Source organism: Bhargavaea sp. CC-171006, from assembly GCF_009761675.1.
Lineage (GTDB): Bacteria > Bacillota > Bacilli > Bacillales_A > Planococcaceae > Bhargavaea > Bhargavaea changchunensis.
Genome location: NZ_QUZH01000013.1, coordinates 37,675 through 60,959, shown reverse-complemented (window position 1 = coordinate 60,959; position 23,285 = coordinate 37,675). Strand labels below are relative to the sequence as shown.

24 protein-coding genes and 1 pseudogene are annotated in these 23,285 nt (G+C 54.2%); 20 read left to right on the top strand and 5 right to left on the bottom strand.

What is annotated here, in order from left to right:
* Position 1 precedes the first annotated feature (1 nt).
* From DZC51_RS05770 to DZC51_RS05740, 7 genes and pseudogenes are all read left to right on the top strand, one after another.
* Positions 2-781, top strand: coding sequence for a polysaccharide deacetylase family protein (locus tag DZC51_RS05770; RefSeq protein WP_157294427.1), 780 nt, complete (start codon positions 2-4; stop codon positions 779-781).
* Positions 782-842: 61 nt separating this feature from the next.
* Complete coding sequence (locus DZC51_RS05765; RefSeq protein WP_157294426.1) at positions 843-2,072, top strand: polysaccharide deacetylase family protein; 1,230 nt, start codon at positions 843-845, stop codon at positions 2,070-2,072.
* The gene (locus DZC51_RS05760) at positions 2,069-2,257 is read left to right on the top strand and encodes a polysaccharide deacetylase family protein (RefSeq protein WP_157294425.1); all 189 of its coding nucleotides are present in this window, start codon (positions 2,069-2,071) and stop codon (positions 2,255-2,257) included. Before DZC51_RS05765 ends, DZC51_RS05760 begins: the two co-directional genes overlap by 4 nt.
* A 30-nt stretch (positions 2,258-2,287) precedes the next feature.
* Positions 2,288-4,144, top strand: a pseudogene (locus DZC51_RS05755) (glycosyltransferase family 2 protein).
* Positions 4,137-5,750: a polysaccharide deacetylase family protein gene (locus tag DZC51_RS05750; protein ID WP_157294424.1), complete on the top strand. Its 1,614-nt coding sequence runs from the start codon at positions 4,137-4,139 to the stop codon at positions 5,748-5,750. The pseudogene DZC51_RS05755 and the gene DZC51_RS05750 overlap by 8 nt, the downstream one beginning before the upstream one ends.
* A 15-nt stretch (positions 5,751-5,765) precedes the next feature.
* Positions 5,766-6,854, top strand: coding sequence for a nucleotide sugar dehydrogenase (locus DZC51_RS05745; RefSeq protein ID WP_157294423.1), 1,089 nt, complete (start codon positions 5,766-5,768; stop codon positions 6,852-6,854).
* A gap of 274 nt (positions 6,855-7,128) precedes the next feature.
* Entirely contained in the window at positions 7,129-7,854 is a 726-nt protein-coding gene (locus tag DZC51_RS05740) for a sigma-70 family RNA polymerase sigma factor (RefSeq protein ID WP_157294422.1), read from the top strand.
* An 87-nt stretch (positions 7,855-7,941) separates the two neighbouring features.
* Here the strand turns inward: DZC51_RS05740 and DZC51_RS05735 are convergent, their stop codons facing one another.
* Positions 7,942-8,106: a hypothetical protein gene (locus tag DZC51_RS05735; RefSeq protein ID WP_157294421.1), complete on the bottom strand. Its 165-nt coding sequence runs from the start codon at positions 8,104-8,106 to the stop codon at positions 7,942-7,944.
* A gap of 132 nt (positions 8,107-8,238) precedes the next feature.
* Between DZC51_RS05735 and DZC51_RS16375 the strand changes: the two genes are divergently transcribed.
* Positions 8,239-9,597, top strand: coding sequence for a YecA family protein (locus tag DZC51_RS16375; RefSeq protein ID WP_304504511.1), 1,359 nt, complete (start codon positions 8,239-8,241; stop codon positions 9,595-9,597).
* Between the two features lie 159 nt (positions 9,598-9,756).
* Here DZC51_RS16375 and DZC51_RS05725 read toward each other — a convergent pair whose 3' ends face one another.
* On the bottom strand, positions 9,757-10,731 hold the full coding sequence (locus tag DZC51_RS05725) for a thermonuclease family protein (protein ID WP_157294420.1): 975 nt from the start codon (positions 10,729-10,731) through the stop codon (positions 9,757-9,759).
* Positions 10,732-10,986: 255 nt separating this feature from the next.
* On the opposite strand from DZC51_RS05725, the gene DZC51_RS05720 reads away from it, so the two are divergent.
* Complete coding sequence (locus DZC51_RS05720; protein ID WP_157294419.1) at positions 10,987-11,658, top strand: DUF4309 domain-containing protein; 672 nt, start codon at positions 10,987-10,989, stop codon at positions 11,656-11,658.
* A gap of 48 nt (positions 11,659-11,706) precedes the next feature.
* On the opposite strand, the gene DZC51_RS05715 is transcribed toward DZC51_RS05720, so the two are convergent.
* Complete coding sequence (locus DZC51_RS05715; RefSeq protein WP_157294418.1) at positions 11,707-12,147, bottom strand: NUDIX hydrolase; 441 nt, start codon at positions 12,145-12,147, stop codon at positions 11,707-11,709.
* A 1-nt stretch (position 12,148) separates the two neighbouring features.
* Positions 12,149-13,060, bottom strand: coding sequence for a ketopantoate reductase family protein (locus tag DZC51_RS05710; protein WP_157294417.1), 912 nt, complete (start codon positions 13,058-13,060; stop codon positions 12,149-12,151).
* Positions 13,061-13,175: 115 nt separating this feature from the next.
* Between DZC51_RS05710 and DZC51_RS05705 the strand changes: the two genes are divergently transcribed.
* The 9 genes from DZC51_RS05705 to DZC51_RS05665 all read left to right on the top strand — a co-directional run bounded on the left by DZC51_RS05705 (position 13,176) and on the right by DZC51_RS05665 (position 20,434).
* The gene (locus DZC51_RS05705; protein ID WP_157294416.1) at positions 13,176-14,483 is read left to right on the top strand and encodes a Zn-dependent hydrolase; all 1,308 of its coding nucleotides are present in this window, start codon (positions 13,176-13,178) and stop codon (positions 14,481-14,483) included.
* Positions 14,473-14,946: a GNAT family N-acetyltransferase gene (locus tag DZC51_RS05700; protein WP_157294415.1), complete on the top strand. Its 474-nt coding sequence runs from the start codon at positions 14,473-14,475 to the stop codon at positions 14,944-14,946. The genes DZC51_RS05705 and DZC51_RS05700 overlap by 11 nt, the downstream gene beginning before the upstream one ends.
* 2 nt (positions 14,947-14,948) lie before the next feature.
* Positions 14,949-15,158, top strand: coding sequence for a hypothetical protein (locus DZC51_RS05695; RefSeq protein ID WP_157294414.1), 210 nt, complete (start codon positions 14,949-14,951; stop codon positions 15,156-15,158).
* Positions 15,155-15,937 carry a putative hydro-lyase gene (locus DZC51_RS05690; protein ID WP_157294413.1) on the top strand — a complete coding sequence of 261 codons (783 nt, stop codon included), beginning with the start codon at positions 15,155-15,157 and terminating at the stop codon, positions 15,935-15,937. The genes DZC51_RS05695 and DZC51_RS05690 overlap by 4 nt, the downstream gene beginning before the upstream one ends.
* Before the next feature lie 17 nt (positions 15,938-15,954).
* A complete protein-coding gene (locus DZC51_RS05685; RefSeq protein WP_157294412.1) occupies positions 15,955-17,199 on the top strand; it encodes a M20 metallopeptidase family protein in 1,245 nt (414 codons plus the stop codon).
* A gap of 195 nt (positions 17,200-17,394) precedes the next feature.
* Positions 17,395-17,913 carry a flagellar type III secretion system protein FlhB gene (locus tag DZC51_RS05680; protein WP_157294411.1) on the top strand — a complete coding sequence of 173 codons (519 nt, stop codon included), beginning with the start codon at positions 17,395-17,397 and terminating at the stop codon, positions 17,911-17,913.
* A 135-nt stretch (positions 17,914-18,048) separates the two neighbouring features.
* Positions 18,049-19,389 carry an MATE family efflux transporter gene (locus tag DZC51_RS05675; RefSeq protein WP_157294410.1) on the top strand — a complete coding sequence of 447 codons (1,341 nt, stop codon included), beginning with the start codon at positions 18,049-18,051 and terminating at the stop codon, positions 19,387-19,389.
* Positions 19,390-19,394: 5 nt separating this feature from the next.
* The gene (locus DZC51_RS05670; RefSeq protein WP_157294409.1) at positions 19,395-20,027 is read left to right on the top strand and encodes an HAD family hydrolase; all 633 of its coding nucleotides are present in this window, start codon (positions 19,395-19,397) and stop codon (positions 20,025-20,027) included.
* Positions 20,024-20,434: a PH domain-containing protein gene (locus DZC51_RS05665; RefSeq protein ID WP_157294408.1), complete on the top strand. Its 411-nt coding sequence runs from the start codon at positions 20,024-20,026 to the stop codon at positions 20,432-20,434. Before DZC51_RS05670 ends, DZC51_RS05665 begins: the two co-directional genes overlap by 4 nt.
* A gap of 200 nt (positions 20,435-20,634) precedes the next feature.
* On the opposite strand, the gene DZC51_RS05660 is transcribed toward DZC51_RS05665, so the two are convergent.
* Positions 20,635-21,105: a hypothetical protein gene (locus DZC51_RS05660; RefSeq protein WP_157294407.1), complete on the bottom strand. Its 471-nt coding sequence runs from the start codon at positions 21,103-21,105 to the stop codon at positions 20,635-20,637.
* A gap of 196 nt (positions 21,106-21,301) precedes the next feature.
* On the opposite strand from DZC51_RS05660, the gene DZC51_RS05655 reads away from it, so the two are divergent.
* Positions 21,302-22,501, top strand: a complete 1,200-nt coding sequence (locus tag DZC51_RS05655; protein WP_157294406.1) for a M20 family metallopeptidase — start codon at positions 21,302-21,304, stop codon at positions 22,499-22,501.
* 243 nt (positions 22,502-22,744) lie between these two features.
* Entirely contained in the window at positions 22,745-23,269 is a 525-nt protein-coding gene (locus DZC51_RS05650) for a divergent PAP2 family protein (protein ID WP_157294463.1), read from the top strand.
* The last annotated feature ends 16 nt before the right edge of the window (positions 23,270-23,285 follow it).

Here is a 23,285-nt window from a genome sequence, read left to right as displayed (position 1 = left end):
TGTGGGTATACGAAAAATCACTTGGGTGTTGATCATCTCTATGGCTTTGCTGGCAACAGGATGCCGGCAAAGCCCTGAACAAGCAGAACCAGAGGTCGTGCACGATGAACCCGCTACTGCGGAATTCAATCATCTGGAATTCAACGAAGACTATCAGGAAGCAGATCCGAAGATCATCGAGAGGTTTCCGGCTGAAGGCAAGACGATTGCTCTTACCTTTGATGACTGGGCAAGCGATGAGACGGTCAGTGAGGTGCTTTCCATTCTGAGGGAGTATGGGGTCCATTCCACTTTCTTTCTGATCGGGGAAGGCGTCGAACGAAATCCGCAGCTGGCTCGGATCATTTTGGAAAACGGCCATGAAATCGCCAATCATTCGTATACCCATCCTGAGCTACCCGGGCTGTCGATCCGGGAGATTCAGGAGCAGGTGATCAGGACGGATGAGGTGCTGACCGAGGCAATCGGCCAGGCCCCGGCCAACTATGTCAGACCGCCGCGGGGGAAGCTGGATCATGAAACGGCACAGAAGGTCACTGCAGCCGGAGTGGATTATATCATCCAGGTCGGCGTCTCGTCAGATGACTGGAATCCGGCATTGACAGACCAGGAAGTATGCGAACGGGTGATGGACGGCGTTCAACCGGGAAGCATCATCACGATGCACATTCTGGACAATGCCCATACCGTCAGGGTCTTGCCGGAAATTTTGGATTGGCTGATTGCCCAGGGATATGAGTTCAGGACGGTCGGTGAAATGATTTCGGAGTCAGGATTATAAGCATACAGTCAGTGGAAAATCCGCCATTCAAATTATCAAAAACATGGGAGGTGAGGCAAACGTGAGATGGAGAATGGGTACTGTCATCGGCCTCGTGGCAGTCTTGCTGTTCGCAGGCTGTCAGTCAAAACCGGCAGAAGAGAAGGATCCTGAAGACGAGAAGTTGCCGCCGGCGGTTGTGGTCCCTGAGCCGAGCATCCAGACAACGCCTCCGCTCCGCCTCATCCTGACGACGGAAAAGTCGATGGCGCTAACCTTCAACGGACTGGCGGATAGGGAGTCAACGGAGCGGCTGCTTGATGCGCTGGACTCAGAAGGGTTGAAGGCGACCTTTTTCATTCCGGCATTGAGGGTGGCGGAAGAGCCTGATTTGGCCAGGGAAATCCTTGAACAGGGCCACGAAGTTGAAAACGGCACGCTGAGCAGTGTGGTGCCCGAGGGGCTTGACTATGAAGAGGCCTACCGGGAAGTGGAGCTGGCCAATCAGGTTTACAGCGATCGGCTTGGCATCACACCGAAATATGTGCGGACGCGCAACGGAGATACCTCGGAAGCCTTCGAACAGGCGGCTGCTGAGGCAGGCTTAGAATTGGTGACAAACACGATCAGGCCGGACAGTAAGATGAAAACAGCGGTGGAGATCACCAGTTATATCGACAGGTTTATGGTGAGGGGCGCGATCATCCAACTGAATGCAACGACCAATCCTGCGGTGGTGGATGCCATACCGATGATTGCCCGGATGGCCGGGGAGGAGGGCTACGGTCTGACCCCCCTGGGGGAACTGGCGGAAACTTCATATGGAGAAGACTACTACAAATCAAACGGGCTCGCATTTAACGAAAACTACGATGGAGCAAAACCCAAGGTGATCCGGAGCTTCCCTGTCGAGAAAAAAGTCGTGGCGCTGACATTCGATGACTGGGCGGGCGACCGGACGATCTCCAGGGTGCTTGAAATCCTGGAGGAATACGATATCAGGTCGACGTTTTTCCTGATTGGCAGGGGCGTGGAGACGAATCCCCAGCTCGCCAGGCTGATCATGGAGGAAGGGCATGAGATCGCGAGCCATACCTATTCGCACCAGCTGGTAACGGAGATGCCGCTCCGGAAACTGCAGGAAGACCTGATCCGGGCGGACGAAGTGATTGCGGAAGCGATCCGGGAGACACCGTCCAACTATATGAGGCCGGCGCAAGGAAAGCTCGATAATGAGGCAGCCCGAAAATCACCGCGACCGGCGTGGAGTATATCCTCCTGTATGATGTCTCGTCCTTTGACTGGAACATGAACCTCGAGGAACAGGAAGTCTACCACCGGGTCGTTGACCATGTGAAGCCGGGCAGTATCATCACGATGCATATCCAGGATGAGTCACACACCATTTCGGTGCTTCCTAAGATTCTGGATGATTTGAAGAAAAAGGGTTACGAATTCAAGACAGTTGGAGAGCTGATCTCCGAGACCGGGCTCTAAGGGACCAAAAAGAAATGTGGGGAGATAAAAATGGCTACCGGCCAAGAAATACTGGCCCGCCCGAAGGAGGACAGGCGCCTCCTGCCCAATGTCCCGGAACCGCCAGGGAACAGGATCGCTATTGACCGGCGTGGGTTCCCTCTAGGAGAGGAATTGCCGGCAGAGCTCCACCCGAATGCTGTCCAGGAATGGAAGGACAGCGGGATGCGCTATGAGGCTGATTTTCCGGTCCGGGCCAGATTCAGCATAGACGACCATCAGCACCGGTTCATGAATGTAAGATGTGTGGAGATTTCGGAAACGGGGATGCTCTTGAGGATTCCGCGTGATCATGAAGAGGATCTCGACAAGTTGAAAAAAGGGGAGTTCAGGTTTTCAATACCCGGCGGGGTCATGCCGGAAGGATTTGAATCGAAGATCAGCATCGGAGCCGGGGTTGTCAGGACATTCAGGAAGAGAGGGGATGGCGGAGAGGACCTTTATGTCGCCGTCCGTTTTGAGCGGAGGCTGAAAGATCACTACTATCGCCGACGCTGGCGGTTCTCCGTCCCGGCAGCCGGGTTCCTCATGATGCTGATCGTGTCACTCGTTGTTCTGATGCGCACCGAGAGCCTGGTCTATTTCAGGTTCCATCAGTTCCTGTACATGTACAGCCTCATCGCGGCAAGCTTCCTCTTAAGCCGGTATCTGTTCGGCACCATGTACCGGAACGTCCCGCTGAATCCCGGGTATGAGCCGGGGGTGTCGATCATCATTCCGGTATTCAATGAAGAAAAGTGGATCGGCCGGACGATTGCAAGTTGCCTCGACCAAACCTATCCGGCAGGGAAATTGGAGCTCATCATTGTCGATGACTGCTCGACGGATGGAACGGCAGCGGAGATCCGTCAGACACTTCACGAAATCCACCGATATGGTGAACGGTTCGGCACCATGCAGCGGGTCCGCTTTTTCTCTCTGAAGAAGAACTCCGGAAAGCGGTAGGCGCTGGTCCACGGCGTCAGGCGAGCAAAACATGACCTCGTCGTATTTGTCGACTCAGACAGCTTCCTTGAGCCGAATGCCATCCGGAACCTTGTCCAGCCATTCCAGGATCCCGATATTGGAGGGGTGGCCGGCCGGACTGAAGTGGCCAATCCGTTCACCAATTTCCTGACGAAATTGCAGACCGTCCGGTACTACATCGCTTTCCGGATCATGAAAGCAGCGGAAGCATACTTTGACGCGGTGACCTGCCTGTCGGGACCGCTGTCGTGCTACCGGAAGGACCTGGTGCTCCAGTATGCGGATGCATGGCTGAACCAGCGCTTCCTCGGACACCCGGCAACATTCGGCGACGATAGGAGCATGACGAACTACATCCTGAGGACGCACCGGACCGGATACCAAGACAGTGCAGTGTGTTCGACCATAGTTCCGTCGACGGGGAAGATGTTCCTCCGCCAGCAGATGCGGTGGAAGCGATCATGGCTCCGGGAGTCGCTCCGGGCCCTGACATTCATGTGGAAAAAAGAACCGCTCATGTTCCTGTTTTTCCTTGTCGGGCTCATCGTCCCGATTGCAGCCCCGATCGTCGTGCTCTACAACTTCGTTTATATCCCGCTCTTCCAAGGTTTTTTCCCGTCCACATTCATCGTAGGGCTGGCTCTGATGGCGATGCTGATGAGCTTCGCGTATCTGTTTTTCAGGAAAAGCACTCTCTGGGCCTATGGGTTCATCTTCGTCCTCTACTACACGTTCATCCTGCTTTGGCAAATGCCGGTCGCATGGGTGACGTTCTATAAGTCAACGTGGGGAACGAGGAATACGCCACAGGATGTCGCTGCCAAGAAAAAGCGCGGAAAACGATGGGCGCGGCAAGGAAAGGCAGGGGACGGAGATGAGTAAGAAGCACAGGTTCGCCGTGCTCGATCCCGACCGGAAGAACCGGCGGAAAAAACTCCGTTCGGTCATCCAGGCAGCCGTCATCGCCCTGCTTTGTTATGTCCTCGTTCAGGAAGTGTTCCTCATGAAGACGTATGAGCAGCCGGCCGTACCGATGGTCAATGATGACGGGTTCATCGCGATCAGCTATCCCGGAGCTTCCAGGGAAGGGAATGGGAACAGACTCTCTAAAGATGAACTGGCCGACCATCTGTCAGCACTGAAACGAAACGGATTTGGGACGGTATCGCAAAAACAGATTTTAGAGTTTTACAGGACCGGCTCGCCTTTGCCGGAAAAAGCATTGTTCCTGTCATTCGAGGATGGTCAGAGAGACACTGTGGTTTATGCCCAGCCTGCCCTTGAAACTTTCAATTACAGAGCGACATTGTTCACATATGCCGATCACCTATCCTCGGATGACCGGAGTTACCTCAAGGCAGATCATCTGAAAACGATGATGAAGAGCGGCTACTGGGAGATGGGCACAAGCGGGTACCGCCTCGCCTACATCAATGCGTTTGATAGAGAAGGGCATTACATGGGAGAACTGAATGCAGGGGAAGTGTCACCTGACATGGACATCTTGCGTTCCGATCATCCGCTGATGGATTTCCTGCGGGATGAAAACGGGATTCCCAAGGAAGACGCTGAGGAGATGAAGGAACGCATCAGCGGTGAATATGCGGATATGAAAAAGTTGTATACCCGGGAGTTCGGAGAATTGCCTGATGTGTATGCAATTCCTCGCCCTGACACCCTTTATCAGAATATGCACCCGGCTGTCGAAGAGGTGAACGACCGGAATATCAGGACCTATTTCAAGCTTCATTTCAACCGGAGCGGAAGCTTGTTCAACAGTTCGGATGACAGGGTCTCCGATCTCACCCGGCTCCGTGTCGGACCGGACTGGCAGGTGAATCATCTGCTCATGAAGATTCGCGAAGACGCCGGTATCCCGGTTTCGTTCGAAACGGGCAATCAGGAGAAGGCGGAGCGGTGGACAATGCGGGGCGGTGTTGCAGAATTTCAAAGGGAGCAGGCGATCCTCACTTCTGAACCGGGAGAAGAAGTCACTGCCATTTTGAAGAACCCGCTCCAGAAAGATGCTGTTGTGCAGGTTACATTGGGCAACCGTGCTGCTCTTGGAATCGCGGACGGCACTGGAAAGACGGTCCTGCTGTTCGTGGAAGACGGGCATCTTGTCGCAAGGCAGGATGCAAAAGTCATTTCCAACCATCAGATTGCAAAAAGTGACGGCACAGGAATCCGGCTCGAAGTTCGCGATCATCTGCTGCATGTCCGGGTCAATGATGCAAAAGACTTCAAAATTGAAACAAAGGATTTGAATCTCAAAGAAGGATACCGGTTGCAGCTGTCAGGAGTACCGGCTGAAACCGGCACGGAAGGCGAAGAAGAGGCGATCACGGATGCCGTCTTCACGAACCTCGTGATTACAGATGATGACAGCGTTCTGTACTCGGATGTTCCGTCGGGATTTGAAAAAATGAAAGACAAGGTCACCGAGTGGTTCGGTCACATCGTTTATTCCCTGATGGACCGGTTTTGAGAGGAGGGGGGATGAATGGAAGAAAACAAGATTGCGGTGATCGGGCTGGGCTACGTCGGCCTTCCGCTTGCACTCGAATTGGCGAAACACTATGAGGTTGTCGGTTTCGACTTGAATCAGGAGAAGGTCAGTGCATACTGGAACGGGATCGATGTCACGGGGGAAGCAGGCGGGGCTGCGCTAGAAATCTGCGTCCCGATTTTGGAGGAAACCTCGGGGCTGGCCCTTGGAACAGACTTCAAAGTCGGCTATTCTCCGGAGCGGATCAACCCGGGTGACAAGACCCATACATTATCAACTATTGTAAAGATCGTCTCTGCATCCGATGAGGCAGGATTGAAGAAAGTGGGGGACGTGTACCGTTCGGTTGTCAGAGCGGGTGTTTATGAGGCTCCGTCCATCAAGGTGGCCGAAGCCGCCAAGGTGATTGAAAATGCACAGCGTGACGTGAACATTGCGTTCATGAACGAGCTTTCGATGATCTTCAATCGGATGGGAATCGACACGGCCGAGGTGCTGAAGGCTGCCGGGACGAAGTGGAACTTTCTCCACTTCAGCCCGGGGCTTGTCGGCGGCCATTGCATCGGTGTCGATCCGCATTACCTGGTCTACAAGGCGGAACTGCTCGGCCTTGCACCGCTGATTGTGCCGGCCGGACGGACGGTCAATGAGGGAATGGCGAAGTTCGTTGCGGATCAGATTCTCAAAGAATTTCTCCGCGTCCACGGCAGGATCGATCCGGACACACGGGTCGGTATCTTGGGCTTTACGTTCAAGGAGAACAGTCCGGACAGCAGAAACACGAAAGTCGCCGACATCGCACGGGAACTGATGCGTTACGGATTTGAAGTCATCATCCATGACCCGCATGCCGATCCGGTCGCGGTCAGGAGGGAATATGGGCTTGAGCTTGCAGGCAAGGACACTCTGCGTAATCTGGATGCCGTAGTCGTAGCAGTCGGACATGACGAATTCCGCGGATCGGGATTCGTCCGGGAAATTCGGTCGATGCTGAAGGACGGCCGACGTGTCGTCTTCGACCTGAAGACACTTTATCCGAAGGGAGATTTCAGGAAACTGGGGCTGGAAGTATGGTCGCTGTAAATTGAGAATCAGGAGAAGCCGCCCTCGGGCGGCTTTTTCGCATGACCAGCTTCGAAACGTGTAAGGTGAAGGCCGATTATTTCTATTTCCCGTCTTCTTCCTTCATAGAACTTTTATAGCAAAATAATATACCGAATAGTTCAAAAATATGATATCTTAATCGTAAGATAGGTTCGATAGTACTGCATTTGAATATCTGTTTTTTCTTTATTTCCTCATCGATTGAGTCATTGGTACCGGTGGTGCGGATAAGTGCCGCAGAGGAGGAAAACACATGGACAGAGAAGAAATGCCGGTTTCTCGGGAAATGGAGCGGGTACCAGGAGAGCTGCCGGAAGGGAAGGCAGGGGCGGATATGGATTTTGATGAAACGGATTCGCCATCCGACAGAGCAGAAAGCCATGTGCGAAGTGTTGGACAAATTGTTTATTTGCCGGAGAGAAATCGGATCATCGAAGAAAATCTTCACCTTGTGAACTATGTGGTATGCAGGTTCAGGCACACGAATATTCCCGCGGACGAACTGACGAATATCGGAGCAATCGGGCTGATCAAAGCGGTCGATACATTTGATCGGGAAAGGAATGTGAAATTGTCCACTTACGCATCCCGGTGCATAAAAAATGAAATCCTGATGCATCTCCGAAAAGCCGGAAAGACCCGATTAGAAGTTTCACTGGAGCAGCCGCTTGGACCGGATTTGGAAGGCAACGGGCGGATTCTGTCAGAAGTATTGGGAATGGATGAGGACATGGACATAGATCTCGAGCGGGAATATGAGCGCGCCCAAGTCACGGAAGCGGTGTCCAGATTAGAGGAACGGGAGCGGTTTATCGTTGAATCCCGATTCGCGATCGGCGGACGGGAGGAACTGACCCAGCAGGAACTTTCGGAGAAGCTGGGTATTTCCCAATCCTATATTTCCCGGCTGGAAAAGAGAATTGCGAAAGACTTGAGAAGGTTTCTGCGGCATCTTGATTGGAATCATCCTGTTTCATAACGGGTCTGCCAGAAGCCATCATTCCTACAAATAAGCGGAACCGGATGAGAACCCGGTTCCGCTTTTCAGGGTGAAGCCAATTTTGCGTTATTCGTCATCATCGTCATCATCATGGCCGCTGACAAACACCAGGGCGAAGATGATGGCGAGTGCTATGCCGGTGGCCGTGTTTTTAAGGGCGATACCGAGCACCATGCCGAGCAGGACACCGAGAAGGATGGCGGAAGCGCGGGAATGTTTGAGTTTGTCCATGGGCATCATCATCCTCCGTCATATGTTTCTTCTATCTTCTCACAGAAGGAGCAGGGAGGGAATGGTTGATGCAGCCCCGCTCTCTCAAGTTATAATGGGGAATCACGAAATGGACGGAAGGGGTGTGCCGGAATGGACAGGCAACTGGTGATGAACTATATCGTATCGGCAACAAATTTGTACGGAGTGGTACCTTACGAAAAAGTGGCTGAGATCTATACAGAGCAGACGGGCGACCGGATAACCGCAGAAGAAGTGCGGAAACTGTCCGGGGATTCCGAAGACGAGCTTGGCAGGATGTTCGTCTGGGCAGAGCCGGAATTCCTTGCTCAAGATGCGGTGATGCAGGAAAACAATCCGGAGCTGTACCTTGAGACAGGCAAAGGGAAGACAAATTATGTACCGGAGGCGGAGGAACTGCTCCGCTATCGGAGTGGAAACTATGTGGAAATGACGGCTCAGGCAAAGGCTTTGGAGACTTTCGTGAGAGCGCGGCTTGGATTTAATGACGGAGAAGTGTCGGATCTGCTGGGATGGATCCGGTCTGCCGCAAATGAAGCGGAGGGCGATGCATTCCAAAATCTGATTGCTGTTCTGAGGACAGGTGGTTACGTGGAAAAGATGGATCCCGACGACTTTGAGGATCTGATCCGCTATGCTGCCCATATGTACAACCATGTTCGCAGCTGGGCGCACCACGGCCATACGCCGTATGAGATGGGAGAAGAGATTCTCCTGGGCATGCCGAGGCCTGAATTGGACGGGGATATGCAGGAGAAAGTCGACTATATCCTCGCTTTGACCCATCTTTGGGGAATCGCACCGGTCACGAAAATAAGGGAAGTCTTCAACGAGCAAAACGGAACGTCGCTTGCGGACTCAGATTTTGCAGCGGTGCTGAAGGATCCGTCCGCCGCAGAATGGCTGGACCGGGGGTTCGTCCATGTAAAGGGCGACCGGTTCATCCATGAGGAACTGCTGGAACCCGGGAACTACGATTATTACTCGAAGCAGGCGAACGGCAAGCCGTATTACGTGCCGGAAAGGGAGCAACTGATGCAGTACGCAGATGCCGATCACTACGAGGAAACTCCGGAACTGGAGAAGTTCCGAAGATTTGCGGAGCGAAAGCTGTTCAGGGGCGAGGAAACCCGTGCCATCAACTGGGTCGACTACGCCCAGTATCTCGCCGCATCAAACACGCCGCCGGCGCAGGCGATGGGCCTGCTGCTGGATGACGAAGGCATCGTGTTTGATGACGACAAGCAGGCGAACGAACTCATCGGCCTGTTCTTCGACATGGTGAACGCCACAAGAATGTGGGAAAACCGAGGGCACACACCGAACGAACTGAGGGGGAACGGGGCGCTGAAAGTACTGTCGGGCGGAGCGGCCGCAAGACAACCTGCAGTTTCCGAAAAAGTCGTCGGCCGAAACGACCCGTGTCCGTGCGGGAGCGGGAAGAAATATAAGAAGTGTTGCGGGAAGTGAAGCGATAGGTGGCGGTTAAGCCGTTCAAGCGTCCGGTCTCGTCATTCGTAGGCTCAATTTCGTCATTCGAGCATCCGATTTCGTCATTCACGGTTTCGATTTCGTCATTCACAAAAAGTCCCCTGCAGGCGTACAGCCGCAGGGGACTTTCTCATTCCATTATTCACACGCATAGTTGTCTTTGTCACGGTCCATCTTCGACTGGTAGGCCGGGTGGCCGGCGGGGACGCCTTCCGGGTATTTCGTACGGAGCTCTGTGCAGTTTTTGAACCATTCGGTGGTCGAGCCGCTTTGTGCGTTCGGGTCACCGTCGTAGTTCGAGCCCCCGGATGTCCCTCCTCCGCCGGAAGAAGCTTGGCTTGTTGAAGCGGGTGCACTCGCAGCTGCACTTTGCTGGCCGGAAGCTTCCGGATCAAATCCGGAGTCGGTCGCATAGTCCTCGATCGACCAAATGCCGACTTTCTTCGCCTTGGCTTCCGCTTCGGCGGCTTCAAATGGCGTCAGATGGCGTGTGCTCGGCGGATAGACATAGCCTACGCGGGCGAGGCCTTCCCGGAGCAGGGTTTCCTGGACGCTTTTGTCGTTTACATAGACGTAAGCGAGCAGCCGGCCGTATTTATCGGTCCGGTCACCTATGTCAAATTCAATCGAGAGTTCACCGCTGTTCACAAGTTCGCGGTTGCGCTCCTTCGCCTGATCGCCGAACGGCTGCTTGCCGAGGCGGGGGTGGTTCGTTTCCGGAGTGTCAATCAAGAGATACCGCACATTTTCTTCTTGACCATTGTAGCGGACCTTAATTGTATCGCCGTCGATCGTCTTGACGAGCTCGACCGGGATATGGGCAGTCGTGCCGCCGGTTTCGGTCGGTTTCTTGACTGGCTGTATCTCCTTTTTTGTCATCTGCTCTTGCGGTTTATTTTCCTTCTTTTCCTCGGCAGGTTTTTCCGGAGTGATTTCATCTGTTTCTTTCTCTGCTTCGGACGGCTCTTCTGTTTGGACCTGCTTTGTCTCTTCTTCTGCAACTTGCTCATCGGCAACTGTTTCGGCACAACCGGTGAGGAAGAGGACGAGACCGATGAGGAGGACCGCAGGAGCGGACTTTGCCTTCATCTGTTTTCTAAAACGTAAACCCATGGGGTGGCTTCCTTCTTTCTTGGTAAATATTCCAAGACTATTTATAGATGAAGATCGGAGAAAAGTAAAGGGGTGAAAGTGGGATTTACCAAACCATCCCGTGAGTTTATTTTCTATATAAAGAGGAATGCACATAATAACGAAGGAGTCAAAGGTACTTTCAGCTCCTTCAATTCATTTCGATAGAGACTATTCAAGATGTGAAATTATATCCGAATTTTCTTTCCCGGTAATGACTTAAAGGAGGTTTGCATGATGAAACAAAAGCAACTCAGAAAGCTGGCAATATCAGCCGCAACGGCAGGGATGCTCGTCGGTTTGGCCACGCCTTCTTCCGCATCCGGTCATTCGGAAAGGTTGATGTCAGATCATCTTGCCGTGGCAAATGGAACCGTCATGATGTTGGGACAAAAAGACGGAATGTTTAACGATGCCTACAATATGCTCGCCATAACGCTCGGTGGACAGCTTGCGGCATCACCCGCCTCAGAACAAGCATCGAACGAAGAAAAATCAGTCATGCCGGCCTCTTTCTATTCAGAATTGGAACAGGGCAAGGTGCCGGGTGCCTCGGTCCAGATTGGCTCCGCACTGTCCGACTTGAAAGCGAAGGAAGGGAAGCCGGAAGATGAGTATGACTTTGAGGGCGGCATCCGGCATGTCTACGGGAACTACCACTATGGCGTTCCGTATGTAGAGGATGAAAAGGAAGAAAAACCTGTGACAACCGTGACCTACCATTTCAAAGAAAAGCCGACAGTAGATGAAGTCCGTCACTTTATGGGATCTGCAGAAGAATCGGCAGGCGCAGAAGGGATGGAATTTGATTATCTCTGGTATTCCAAGGGCGATTATGAGGTATTCTTTGAATTTCCGGCAGGAGCCGATAAAGTCGACAATGTGACGGTGAAATGGAATTACAGTTAATGAATGATTGGAAAGACGCGCTCCTGTGAGGGGCGCGTCTTTGGTTTGTCAGATATTAAACTCCACATAAAACGGCTGCGCATCCGGATCCAGACACTTCTCGATCCGTTCCCGGAAGTTTCCATTGGTGACCATATCAAGTGCATCCGGCAGCGGATAAAAGCCGACTTCGAGTGCTTCCTCGCACGGAGTGGGCGTCCCGCCGACAGGCTTTCCTGTAAAGAGAGTGTTGCAGATGTCGCGGGAGACATTCTGGTAGATGCCGCAGAAGCCGGTGATCTCAATCTCGATGCCGGATTCTTCAAGGGTTTCCCGGATGGCGGCGTCACGTATGGATTCACCTTCCTCGACCTGGCCGCCGGGCATTTCCCATCCGCGTCGCGGGCCGCGGATCAGGAGCAGCTCATTCCGCTCATTCACGAGGATCGCGGCAGCGGAGACGATGTGTTTTGGAGGGGCCGAGGATTGTGGCTGTACCGGTTTGGTCATGTCACATCTTCTCCAGGATCCGGATGACTTTCAGGAGATGCTCGTTCTCCGGCACCGGCACGCCATATTTTTCACCAAGCTCGACCATCTTGCCGGCCAGGAATTCGACTTCCGTCTTTCGGCCGTTTTCGATGTCCTGCAGCATGCTTGTTCTGCCTTCCGGCGAAAGGCTATTCAGAACCGGTCGGAAGCGGGCGATGTCGCGGTCGTTCAGTCCCACGCCTGCTGCTTGGGACACTTGGACGACTTCCTGCATGACTTCTTCCATCCAACTTCTTGCGCTGTGGATCGTCTGGAAGATGCCGTACGGGGCACGGAGCACCGAGGAGGACTGGTTCACACCGACGTTAATCATGAACTTCCACCACATCTCCCGCCAGATGTCGTCCGGGATTTCGTAAGGGACGTCCGCGTCGCGGAAGAGCCGTTCGACAGCGGCTTCCGCATCCGGATACTCTCCGGCACGTGTGCCGAATGTGATCTGGCCGAGGCTGGAATAGCGGATGTCTCGGTCTTTGCGCTGCGCGTCGATCCCGACACACATGGCGTAGAGGACCGGATTGGCCGGGAATGCCGCTTTCAGGTCTTCTTCGCTCGAGATGCCGTTCAGGAGAGGGAGAAGGATCGTCTCGGGTCCGACAAACGGACGGACGCAGTCAATCGCTTCATCCAACTGGTCGTTTTTTACGCCGAACAAAATCAGGTCAACCTGGTCTGCATCCCCGTTCAGCGACTTGTAGCGGAACCGTGTCTCGCGTCCGTTGATGCGGATGCCGTGATCCGTGTAACGTGTGATGCGGCCTTCATCGGCCAGAACATGGAACCTCTCTTTCAGATGTGCCTGCAGGCGCTCGGCGTACGCTGCTCCGATGGCTCCGAGGCCGATCAGCGTCGCAGTCCGGATGTCGCTCATGATGCCCTCCCCTTTCTTTCATATATTGAAGAGTTTATCATAGAAGAAGCGGGCGGATGACGTAAGATTCTAGTTAATCCGTCTTTTCGGACAGAGAGAAAGGGGATTTTATAAGATGAGAGAATCGGTGAGGGACCGGCTGCTCGCCGGATATGACGGGACGGCGGACCGGGACGGCGTAAGCGGAAAGCGGCTCGCCGAAAGGCTGGCAACGCTTGCTTTGATCGGCGAGACAGAGGACGGCGGCGTCAACCGACCGGGCTTCTCGGCGGAAGAAAAGCGGGCAAAGGAACAGGTCATGGAATGGATGCGCGAAGCGGGACTGGATGTCAGGATGGACGGAGCAGGGAACGTGATCGGACGGCTTGATGGAAAGTCGGACGGGCCTGCGTTCGCCGCAGGCTCACACGTCGACTCCGTACCGAACGGCGGCAACTTCGACGGTCCGCTCGGCGTGCTGTCGGCGCTTGAAGTGGTCGAGGCATGGAAAGAGACGGGTTACGAGCCGCCGGTGCCGGTGGAAGTGATCATTTTTTCGGAAGAGGAAGGATCGCGATTCGGCGCTGGCATCATGGGCAGCCAGGCGATGACGGGCGACATGGGTCATGAGGCGCTGTCGGTGCTTTCGGATTCCGAAGGTAACTCATTTGAAGAGGTCATCAGCGCCTACGGCACAACTGTGGATGAATTCCTGGGAGCGGCAAGAGACCTAAAGGAAATTGGCTTCTATGCGGAAATCCATATCGAGCAGGGGAAACTGCTTGAGCAGGCGGGCCTTCCGGCAGGTATCGTCAAGGGCATCGCAGGCCCTGCCTGGCTGAATGTGGTCTTCCGCGGCACCGCGGGACACGCCGGCAACACGCCGATGATCGGGCGAAGGGATCCGCTCGTTGCGGCGGGCCGCTTTTTGCATGAAGTGAGTTCGCTTCCCGCCCAGTTCAGCGACACTGCCGTGGCTACAGTCGGCAAGCTGAACGTCTCTCCGAACGGCGCCAATGTCATTCCGGAGGAGGTTGCGCTCACCGTCGATATCCGTGACCTCGACAAGACAGCGCGCGATGGCCTGGTCGAAAAGGTTCGTGAGACTGCAAAGCGATGCGCAGTTGAAGGGGGAGTCGAGGTCAGCTTGGATCTGGCTTCCTCGATCGACCCCGTCCCGGTGCCGGATGAAGTGCGGGAAGAGCTGGGTCAGGTGTTCGAGGAAGCGGGCATCCGGCCGATGGAACTGATGAGCGGTGCGGGGCATGACGCCATGATCCTCGGAGGGCATGTCCCGATGGCGATGATCTTTGTGAAAAGCATCGAAGGCATCAGCCACAACCCGGCGGAATGGTCCGATCTGGGCGACTGCATCACTGCTGTCCATCTGCTGAAGCAATTTGCGGAACAGCGGATGGTGAAGATGGCCGCCCATGAGGGTTGAGGAGGTCACCGGTCCGCGTGAAGCCTATCTGCCACTGCTGATGCTGGCGGATGAAGGGGAGGCGGCTGTCCGGAAGTATCTTCATGACGGCCGGCTCTTCGCGGCGAAGTCAGGGAACGAGATTCAGGGAGCGGCGCTTTATGTACCCATAGACGGTGTAACGGTGGAGCTGAAGAACATCGCACTGTATGAAAAGGCCCGAGGAATAGGAACCGGTCGTGCCCTGATCGAAGTCGGCATTTCCCGGTATACGGAGATGGGTTTCAGAAGGATGATTGTGGGCACGGCCAACTCAAGCATCGGGAACTTTGCCTTCTACCAGAAATGCGGGTTTCGCATGTGTGGGATCCGAAAGGATTTCTTTTTATCCTATCCGGAACCGATCTGGGAAAACGGGATCCAGGCGCTAGATATGGTCATGTTTGAGAGGGAATTGGACAAGCCGGGACTCAAGGAGGAATGACATTGAAGCGATTATTCATCATATTTTTTGGAATGGCCGCCGCGCTTCTTGCAGCCGAATGGATCCAGGGCTTGCTGTTGACGGCAGCCTATGTGCCTGGCGGCAACACAGTTGAGATGGCCATGTGGGTACGCCTCGGCATTTCGGCATTATTCGTGACGGGATTTTATCTCCTGATAGACAAATCCAAACGTAAGAGGGTGAGACAATGAGGAATCTGACACCGGAACAGTTTCGGGAACAGGTGCGGAACGGGGTCTTCACAGGGCCGACCGCAGGGGTGTGCGATGGATTTGTTCAGGCGAACCTGGCGATTTTGCCGAAGGAGGATGCATTCGAGTTTCTATTGTTCTGCCAGCGCAATCCGAAGTCGTGCCCGCTGATCGACGTGACCGACCTCGGTTCACCTGTGCCGAGGGCGTCGGCGCCGACTGCCGATCTGCGGACGGACTTGCCGAAATACCGGGTGTACCGGAACGGGGAACTGACAGATGAGCCGACCGACCTGAACGAGTATTGGACGGAGGACATGGTCGCTTTCCTGATCGGCTGCAGCTTCACGTTCGAGGAAGCTCTGATCCGCAACGGCATCCCGATGCGGCACCATGAAGAGGGCGTCAATGTACCGATGTATCGGACCTCGTTTGATACGATTCCTGCAGGGAAGTTTTCGGGCCCTATGGTCGTGTCGATGCGGCCGATGGGTGCAGGCGATGTGGTCCGGGCCGTCCAGGTGACGAGCCGCTTCCCGTCGGTCCACGGGGCGCCGGTCCATATCGGAAATCCGGAGGAAATCGGAATCCGTAATCTTGCCAGCCCGGACTTTGGTGACGCGGTCCCGGTCCGAGAAGGGGAAACGCCTGTATTTTGGGCGTGCGGCGTCACCCCGCAGTCCGTTGCAATGCATACAAAGCCTTCGCTCATGATTACCCATGCGCCGGGTCATATGTTCGTGACGGATCTGAAAAGTGAACAACTGGGTGTGATTTGATGACAGGAGAGATCAATATGGTGCAGACATTGGATGGAATCGGACGTTTTGAAGCGCTGAATGAAAGCCGGCCCGAGCTGTATGCGACGGTCCGGAGTGTGTTTGAAGAAACGGTGGCGACCCGCCGGCATCTTCATATAAACCCGGAACTTTCATTCGAGGAAACGGAAACAGCCAGGCTGGTCGCGGACAAGCTCCGGAGCTGGGGCTATGATGTCCGCGAAGACGTCGGCGGAACCGGTGTGATCGGTATCCTGGAAGGTGCGGCACCGGGACCGGTCGTCGGACTCCGTGCGGACATGGACGCCCTGCCGATGCAGGATGAAATCGATCAGATTTACCGGAGCACAAGGGACGGCAAGGCGCATACATGCGGGCATGATGCACATACGGCGATTCTTTTGGGGGTCGCCCGGGCATTTTCCGAAAACGGACTCCAGCGGGGCACACTCAAACTTGTCTTCCAGCCTGCCGAGGAAATCGGGAAAGGCGCGGAAGCGATGATCCGCGACGGGGCGCTGGACAATCCGAAAGTGGACGTCATGGCGGGGCTCCACGTGCACCCGAGCGTCCGGACAGGCGAGTTTTCGCTTTCCACGACAGGATTTGCTACGGCCGCAGGAGACTTCTTTGAATTGGAGTTTAAGGGGGAAGGCGGACACGCAGCCTACCCGCATCAGACGGTCGACCCGATCATGATCGCCGCGCAGACACTCGTCACGATGCAGCAGATCGTCAGCCGGCAGACCGACCCGCTTGACTCCGTCGTGCTCAGCTTCGGCAAGATCGAGGGCGGCACGAAAAACAACATCATCCCGGACACGGTCCGTGTGGAAGGGACCGTCCGCACAGTGTTGCCGGAAACGCGCAACCGGATGGAGGAGCGCATGCGAGCCATTGCGGAAGGAGTGGCCGGAGGGCTCGGCGGCACCTGCAATCTCACCTACCATTACGGTGTCCCATCAGTGAAGATCGCGGATGTTCCGGCTCAAGTGTTCGAGGAAACTGTAAACTCACTATTTGGCCCGGATGCGCTGAAGAAAGTCATCCCGGCAATGGGCGGGGAAGATTTCTCCTTCTTCTCGGAACAGGTCCCGTCCGTCTTCTTCCGGCTGGGGACCCATGGGGAAGACGACCGCACCGCCTACGCCAACCACAACAACCGCTTCGACGTCGACGAAGACGCATTCCTGTACGGAATCGCGACATTCATCGAACTGACGAACCGGCTGACGGCGATGGAACCGAGTAAGTTTGAATAATGGAATGAATGAGCCTGCCGTTTGATGCGGCGGGTTTTTTTAGTGGGTGGCTGAGTGCGGGATGGAGTCCCCGGGGTTTACGGGCGAACCCAAGAAGTTCGCATACAAAAAGTCGAGCGACTCCCGTTTGAAACCTCCGCCAACCCGCAGCCGTACAATTCATTAAAGACCTACAACAGGATTGGACGTGAGCACATGAGCATCATCTTCGCGACACTCGGAATCTGGATCATCGCAACCCTTTCCATCTTCGCATTTATCCGGAGAAGTGAGCGGCAGGATCCGCAGGGGAAAGGCACGGGCATCATCGCCATCACATCGGTGCTGCTTGCCTTGCCGGTTGCGGCGATGATGGGCGGGATCTTGTTTGCTTTGGCCGGGTCGGTGCAGGTGGTCGGCTGGCTGTTTGATCTGGAGATGAGCCCCGGAAAAGTCGGGATTTTCGTTATCGCCGTTCTCGTCTACCTGTTCAGCATCGACAGCCTGGTCGAGCTTTTCCTGAAATCCGTAATGGGCAAGTCTGTGACGGGCAAGCTGGTGCTGCTGTTCACGCGTGTGGTCGCTTTTTACGTCATTGGCTTAATCATTGGTGCGCAAGAGGGAACCGCGTTTCAGATCGCAGCCGGCCTGGCAGTGATGCTGCTCGTGATCGAAACCCTTTTCCGTTTGTTGAAGAAAAGCGGAACCGATTCCGGCAGGGAGGGCCGGCGATGAGGGAAAGTGTATTTTGGGGGCCATTTCGTGTATTTTCAAAACTCCTTCATATACTTACGGGCAGGCCGCTGAGCCCCACCCGGCCAATTCCGCTATAATGGATAGCATCAATATGTCTTAAAAGGGGGCAGCGGGATGGCGACTCAACAGGACTTTACACAGGGGCCGCTTGCCCGGCAGATGTTTTCCTTTGCCTGGCCACTCCTGTTGGCGAACCTGCTTCAGGTGTCGTATCAGCTGATCGATTCGCTGTGGGTGGGGAACCTGATCGGGGCGGACGCGCTCGGCGCAGTGTCGATTTCGTCGACAGTGCTGTTCACGGTGCTGTCGTTCGTGCTCGGGCTGAACAACGCGGCGCTCACGATTCTGTCCCAGCAAAAGGGCCGCAAGAGCGAGGATGGGCTGAAGCGCTATTTGAATGCGTTCGTCGTGCTGATGTCGATCATGTCGGTCGTACTTGGCATCGTGGGAATCTTCATCGCCGAACCGGTGCTCCGGCTGCTCGGCACTCCGGAAGTGATGCTGCCGATGGCGACGGCGTACCTGCAGATCAACTTTACAGGGATGCTGTTTTTGTTTGGTTACAATTTCATCACGACCGTCATGCGGTCGGTCGGGGACTCCAGGACGCCGCTGTATTTTGTTGCAACAGCGGTTGCTCTGAATGCCGTTCTCGATCCCGTATTTATTTCATTATTCGGCTGGGGGATTGAGGGTGCGGCGTATGCGACGGTGCTCTCGCAGGGGCTGTCGTTCCTGGGAGGCCTCATCTACATTCTCAGGAAGCAGCTCGTGCCCTTCACGAAGCCGACGGTTCCAAAGTCCCGGGAAGTCAAAGATATCCTGAAGCTCGGCATTCCTGCGGGGCTCCAGATGAGTGTCATTTCGGCCGGTGTCATGGCAATCATGAGCGTCGTCGCGTCGTTCGGCCCGGCGGTCGTCGCCGGATACGGCGCTGCATGGCGGCTCGACAGTCTCATTATGCTGCCGGCGCAGGCGCTCGGGACAGCCGTCAACTCGATGGCGGGCCAGAATATCGGCGCAGCCAAATGGGAGCGGGTCGGGCGCATAACGAAATATGGCTTCTTCTTTAATCTGGGCGCGATGCTTTTTATGGCGGCACTTTTGTTCTTGCTTGCGGAACCGGCAGTCAAACTGTTTATCAAAGAGCCTGAGGCGGTTGAATTCGGCACGAACTATCTGAAGACGATCGCGTTCTTTTATCCGTTCCTCGGCATCAACTTTATCCTGAACGGGGCTGTGCGTGCGGCAGGAGCGATGTTCCAGGTGCTCGTCCTGAACATCATTTCGTTCTGGGTGCTCAGATATCCGCTCGTCTGGCTGTTTTCCGGATGGCTGGGCCGCGAGGGAATCGCGCTTGGCATGGGGACGGGCTTTATCATCAGCAGTGGGTTTGCGTTTCTTTATTACCGGTACGGGAAGTGGAGAGAAATCAAGGCAATTTCTGAGGAGTGAGCGAAATGGCAGTGGATGGAATTATTTTCGATTTGGACGGAACGCTGTGGGATTCACGCAAAGAGGTTGCGGAATCTTGGACGAAAGTTGTGCAGGACCGGCATGACGCAGCGCGCGAGGTGACAGCGGATGATCTGACGGGGCTGATGGGACTGCAGTTGCCTGAAATCGGCGACCGGCTGTTCCCGGAACTGGACGCGGATGAGCGCAAAGAGCTGATGGACGAGTGCTGTGTATATGAGAACGACTATGTCGCGGAAAAAGGCGGCACGCTGTACCCAGGACTGGAAGAAGTGCTGGAGCAGTTGACCCAAACCTATCCGCTGTATATCGTCAGCAACTGCCAGGACGGCTACATTGAGGCATTTTTCGAAGCTCATGGGCTCGGCAAGTATTTCAAGGATTACGAGAATCCCGGTCGCACGGGTCTGCCGAAAAGCGGCAATATTAAGCTTGTCATCGAACGGAACAACTTGAAAAACGCGATTTATGTTGGTGACACGAAAGGTGATGAGGACGCGGCGCGGGGCGCAGGCGTTCCGTTCATCTGGGCAGCCTACGGATTCGGGCAGACGGATGCCCCGGACTTCCGGATCGGTTCACTCGCAGAACTCCCGGGGCTGGTGGAGGGTCTTTGAAATTCCGTGCCGGACGGGACCTGTGGCTCGGAAGTGTGATCTGGGGAAGCATCGCCCTCATGATCTGGAGCGTTGTCCGGATGGTTGCGGGAGGAGATCCGGTCGGTGCGATCATCGTTTCGGGCATCGTTCTTTTGCTGCTTTCAATCTGGTTCCGGACATACTACGAAATCAAAGACGGCCGCTTTTTCATCACGTCCGGCCCTTATTACAAGTCGATTCCCATCGATCGGATCACTTCGGTCCGCAAGACATCGAACCCGTTCTCTTCACCCTCGCTTACCATGCGGAAGCTGGAAATCCAGTTTGGTACACACGGAGTGGTGTCTGTCGGCCCGGAAGACCGGGACCAACTGATCTTGGCGCTTCAGGAAGTGAATCCGGAAATAGAAGTTAGGAAAAGCTGAAGAGGCCCGCGCATTAGGTTGACCCGCTGAGTCGAGTTGAATCGTGCAAACAGGCGAACTGGCACTGCACCATGCAGAGGTCTTAGCATGACATTCACATCGTTTTCTGCACCCATTTTGGGTGCTTTCTTTTATAATAAATCATCTCAAGACGCGCTTTGGGATTTGTATTATTAAACGGTCCGACAGGGCAATGAAAGTTATTGAACCTCGAAAGCGAAGGCATAAAAAGCATCGCCATGTGATAAATTTTCTTCTTTCTCATCCAGCCATTTCACACTGTAAACGTAATAATAAATGCCTTTATCTATTGGAGCCGTGAACGTCTGGTTTCTTATTTTCACCTCAGTTTCATTACTGTTCTCTATCCTCGACAAGTGAATTTCATTTGGTTTAGGTTCAAAGTCCATGACCAATAAAATTTGCTCCCCGGCCTGTACTTTAATAGGCTCTTTGTCTTCCATTAATTCTACTGGTCCGACTGTGTCAACACACTCTGCCACCCTGACAGAACTCCAACAGTATGAACCAAGAATAGTTCCATACATTTCGTCATGAATATCCAAGGATACATCAGGAGGGCCGTCCCCGGATAAACTTGTGTTCATATTGCTGCAACCGTTCACTATAAAAGAAAATAATAAAAGAGATGTGATAATAAGCCTTTTCACCGATTCACCCCTCGAAAACGTATGAAAAAATAATTCTAACTACAAATTCCGCTTAACATCCTCTATTTCCTCCTCAGAGGTGTGCCAGGCGCTTGCTCAACGTTTTTTTCTGACAATTATGGGGAAGATAGAAGACAGGGTAATTACAGCGCCCGGGGACTTAAAGCGAAGACAGTTACAGCACGGAGGCGATCAAATGCTTTTGAATGAAGTGATGAATAAACTGGATGAAAAAAAGGACCGGATCATCGAGATCCGACGCTATCTTCATGAACATCCGGAATTGTCGTTCCATGAAGAGGAAACAGCCAAGTATATCAGTGATTTTTATGCCGAAGTGCCCGTGGATAACGTGGAGACCAACTTTGGAGGCCAGCGGGGCGTCGTGGTGACCATCAAGGGCGCGAAGCCTGGAAAGACCATTGCCATTCGCGCGGATTTTGATGCGTTGCCGATCAAAGAGGAAACGGGACTTCCGTTTGCTTCGAAAAATGAGGGAGTCATGCATGCCTGTGGACATGACGGGCATACCGCTTACATGCTGGTGCTGGCCGAGACGCTGGCTGAGTTCAAGGACCAGCTTCAGGGCACGATCCGTGTGATTCACCAGCCGGCAGAGGAAATGCCGCCCGGAGGCGCGATCGGCATGATCAATGCGGGTGTCCTTGACGGGGTGGAAGCCATCCTTGGGATCCATGTCATGACGAATATGGAAACCGGCAAGGTGTTTTACCGGAGCGGGAACACGCAAACCGGTCGTTCTTACTTTAAGCTGATTGTCCAGGGCAAAGGCGGACATGGATCTTCGCCGCATCTCGCAAATGATGCAATCGTTGCGGCAAGCTCATTCGTCATGAACTTGCAGACGATTGTGAGCCGGCGGATTAATCCGTTTGATGCTGCAACAGTTACCATCGGAAACTTTGATGGGAAAGGGACGTTCAATGTCATCAAAGATGCGGTGACGATAGAAGGGGATGTCCGGGCGATGTCTGCTGAAACCCGAGAGATCGTCGAAGGGGAAGTCCGGGCGTTTACGGAAGGACTGGAGCGGTCATTCCATGTCACCTGCGACCTGGAATACAAGAACGATTACCCTGTTCTTTATAATGATCCCGAGGTCACTGAACAGGTCAGGCAGTCAATAGATCAGGCACAGATTCCGGAAGTAGACGCGGTTCTGGAAACCCCTCCGCAACCGCCTTCCGAAGATTTCGCTTATTATCTGGAAAAAGTACCGGGATGCTTTTTCTATGTCGGAGCGGCGCCGGAGACCGGGGAAGCCTATCCGCATCACCATCCAAAGTTCAACATTGATGAGAAAAGCCTGATCATCAGCGCAAAGTCGATGGCGGCAGCTGTGCTGTCTTATAGCGACGGAAGTGTAAACGAATAAGGACAACTCTTTGGGAGGCTTGCCGATTTGGAGGCAAGCCTTCTTATTTTCAGTTTTTGTTCCCTCTTTCGATACATGAATCGAATCACCGATGGGTATGGATAAAGACGATGATACATAGGAGGGCGATTCATGGAGAGACATTCCGTACTACCGATGAACCCGGCCATGCCGGTCCGGGCCACACGGCCAACAGCAGAAAAGCGGATGCCGCAGATAGCGGACACGGCAGCCGTGAAACAGATGAGGAAAATGAATAGGGGAATCGTGACGGCATTCGGTGCCATCGGCATCGCGCAGGCACTTAAGCTGGTGACCCACAAGGCGGTGACGGGCAAATGGGACTGGCGGCCGCTCTTCACAACAGGCGGCATGCCGAGCTCGCACTCCGCAGGCGTTTCTGCGCTGGCGACCTATGTGGCTTCAAACCGTGGCGCCCGCCATACCGAAACAGCAGTAGCGGTGGTCCTTGCCACGATCGTCATGTATGACGCTCAGGGAATCCGGCGGCATACCGGCGAGATCGCCAAGCTCGTGAATGATCTTGAAGACAATTTTGTCAAGCTGTCGGGTGAATTCCCGAGTCTTGAATACGAGGAACGGGAAAAAGATCTGAAGGAACTCCTCGGCCACCAGCCGCTTGAAGTTTTGGCAGGAGCCATCTTTGGCGGTGCCCTTGGACTCGTCTCGGCAAAAATTGAGAACCATGAACGGGAGATTGAAAACGCGAGAGGCGTGCGTCCTGATTTTCTGGATGAACGGGACTGAAAAAAAGAAAGGGCCT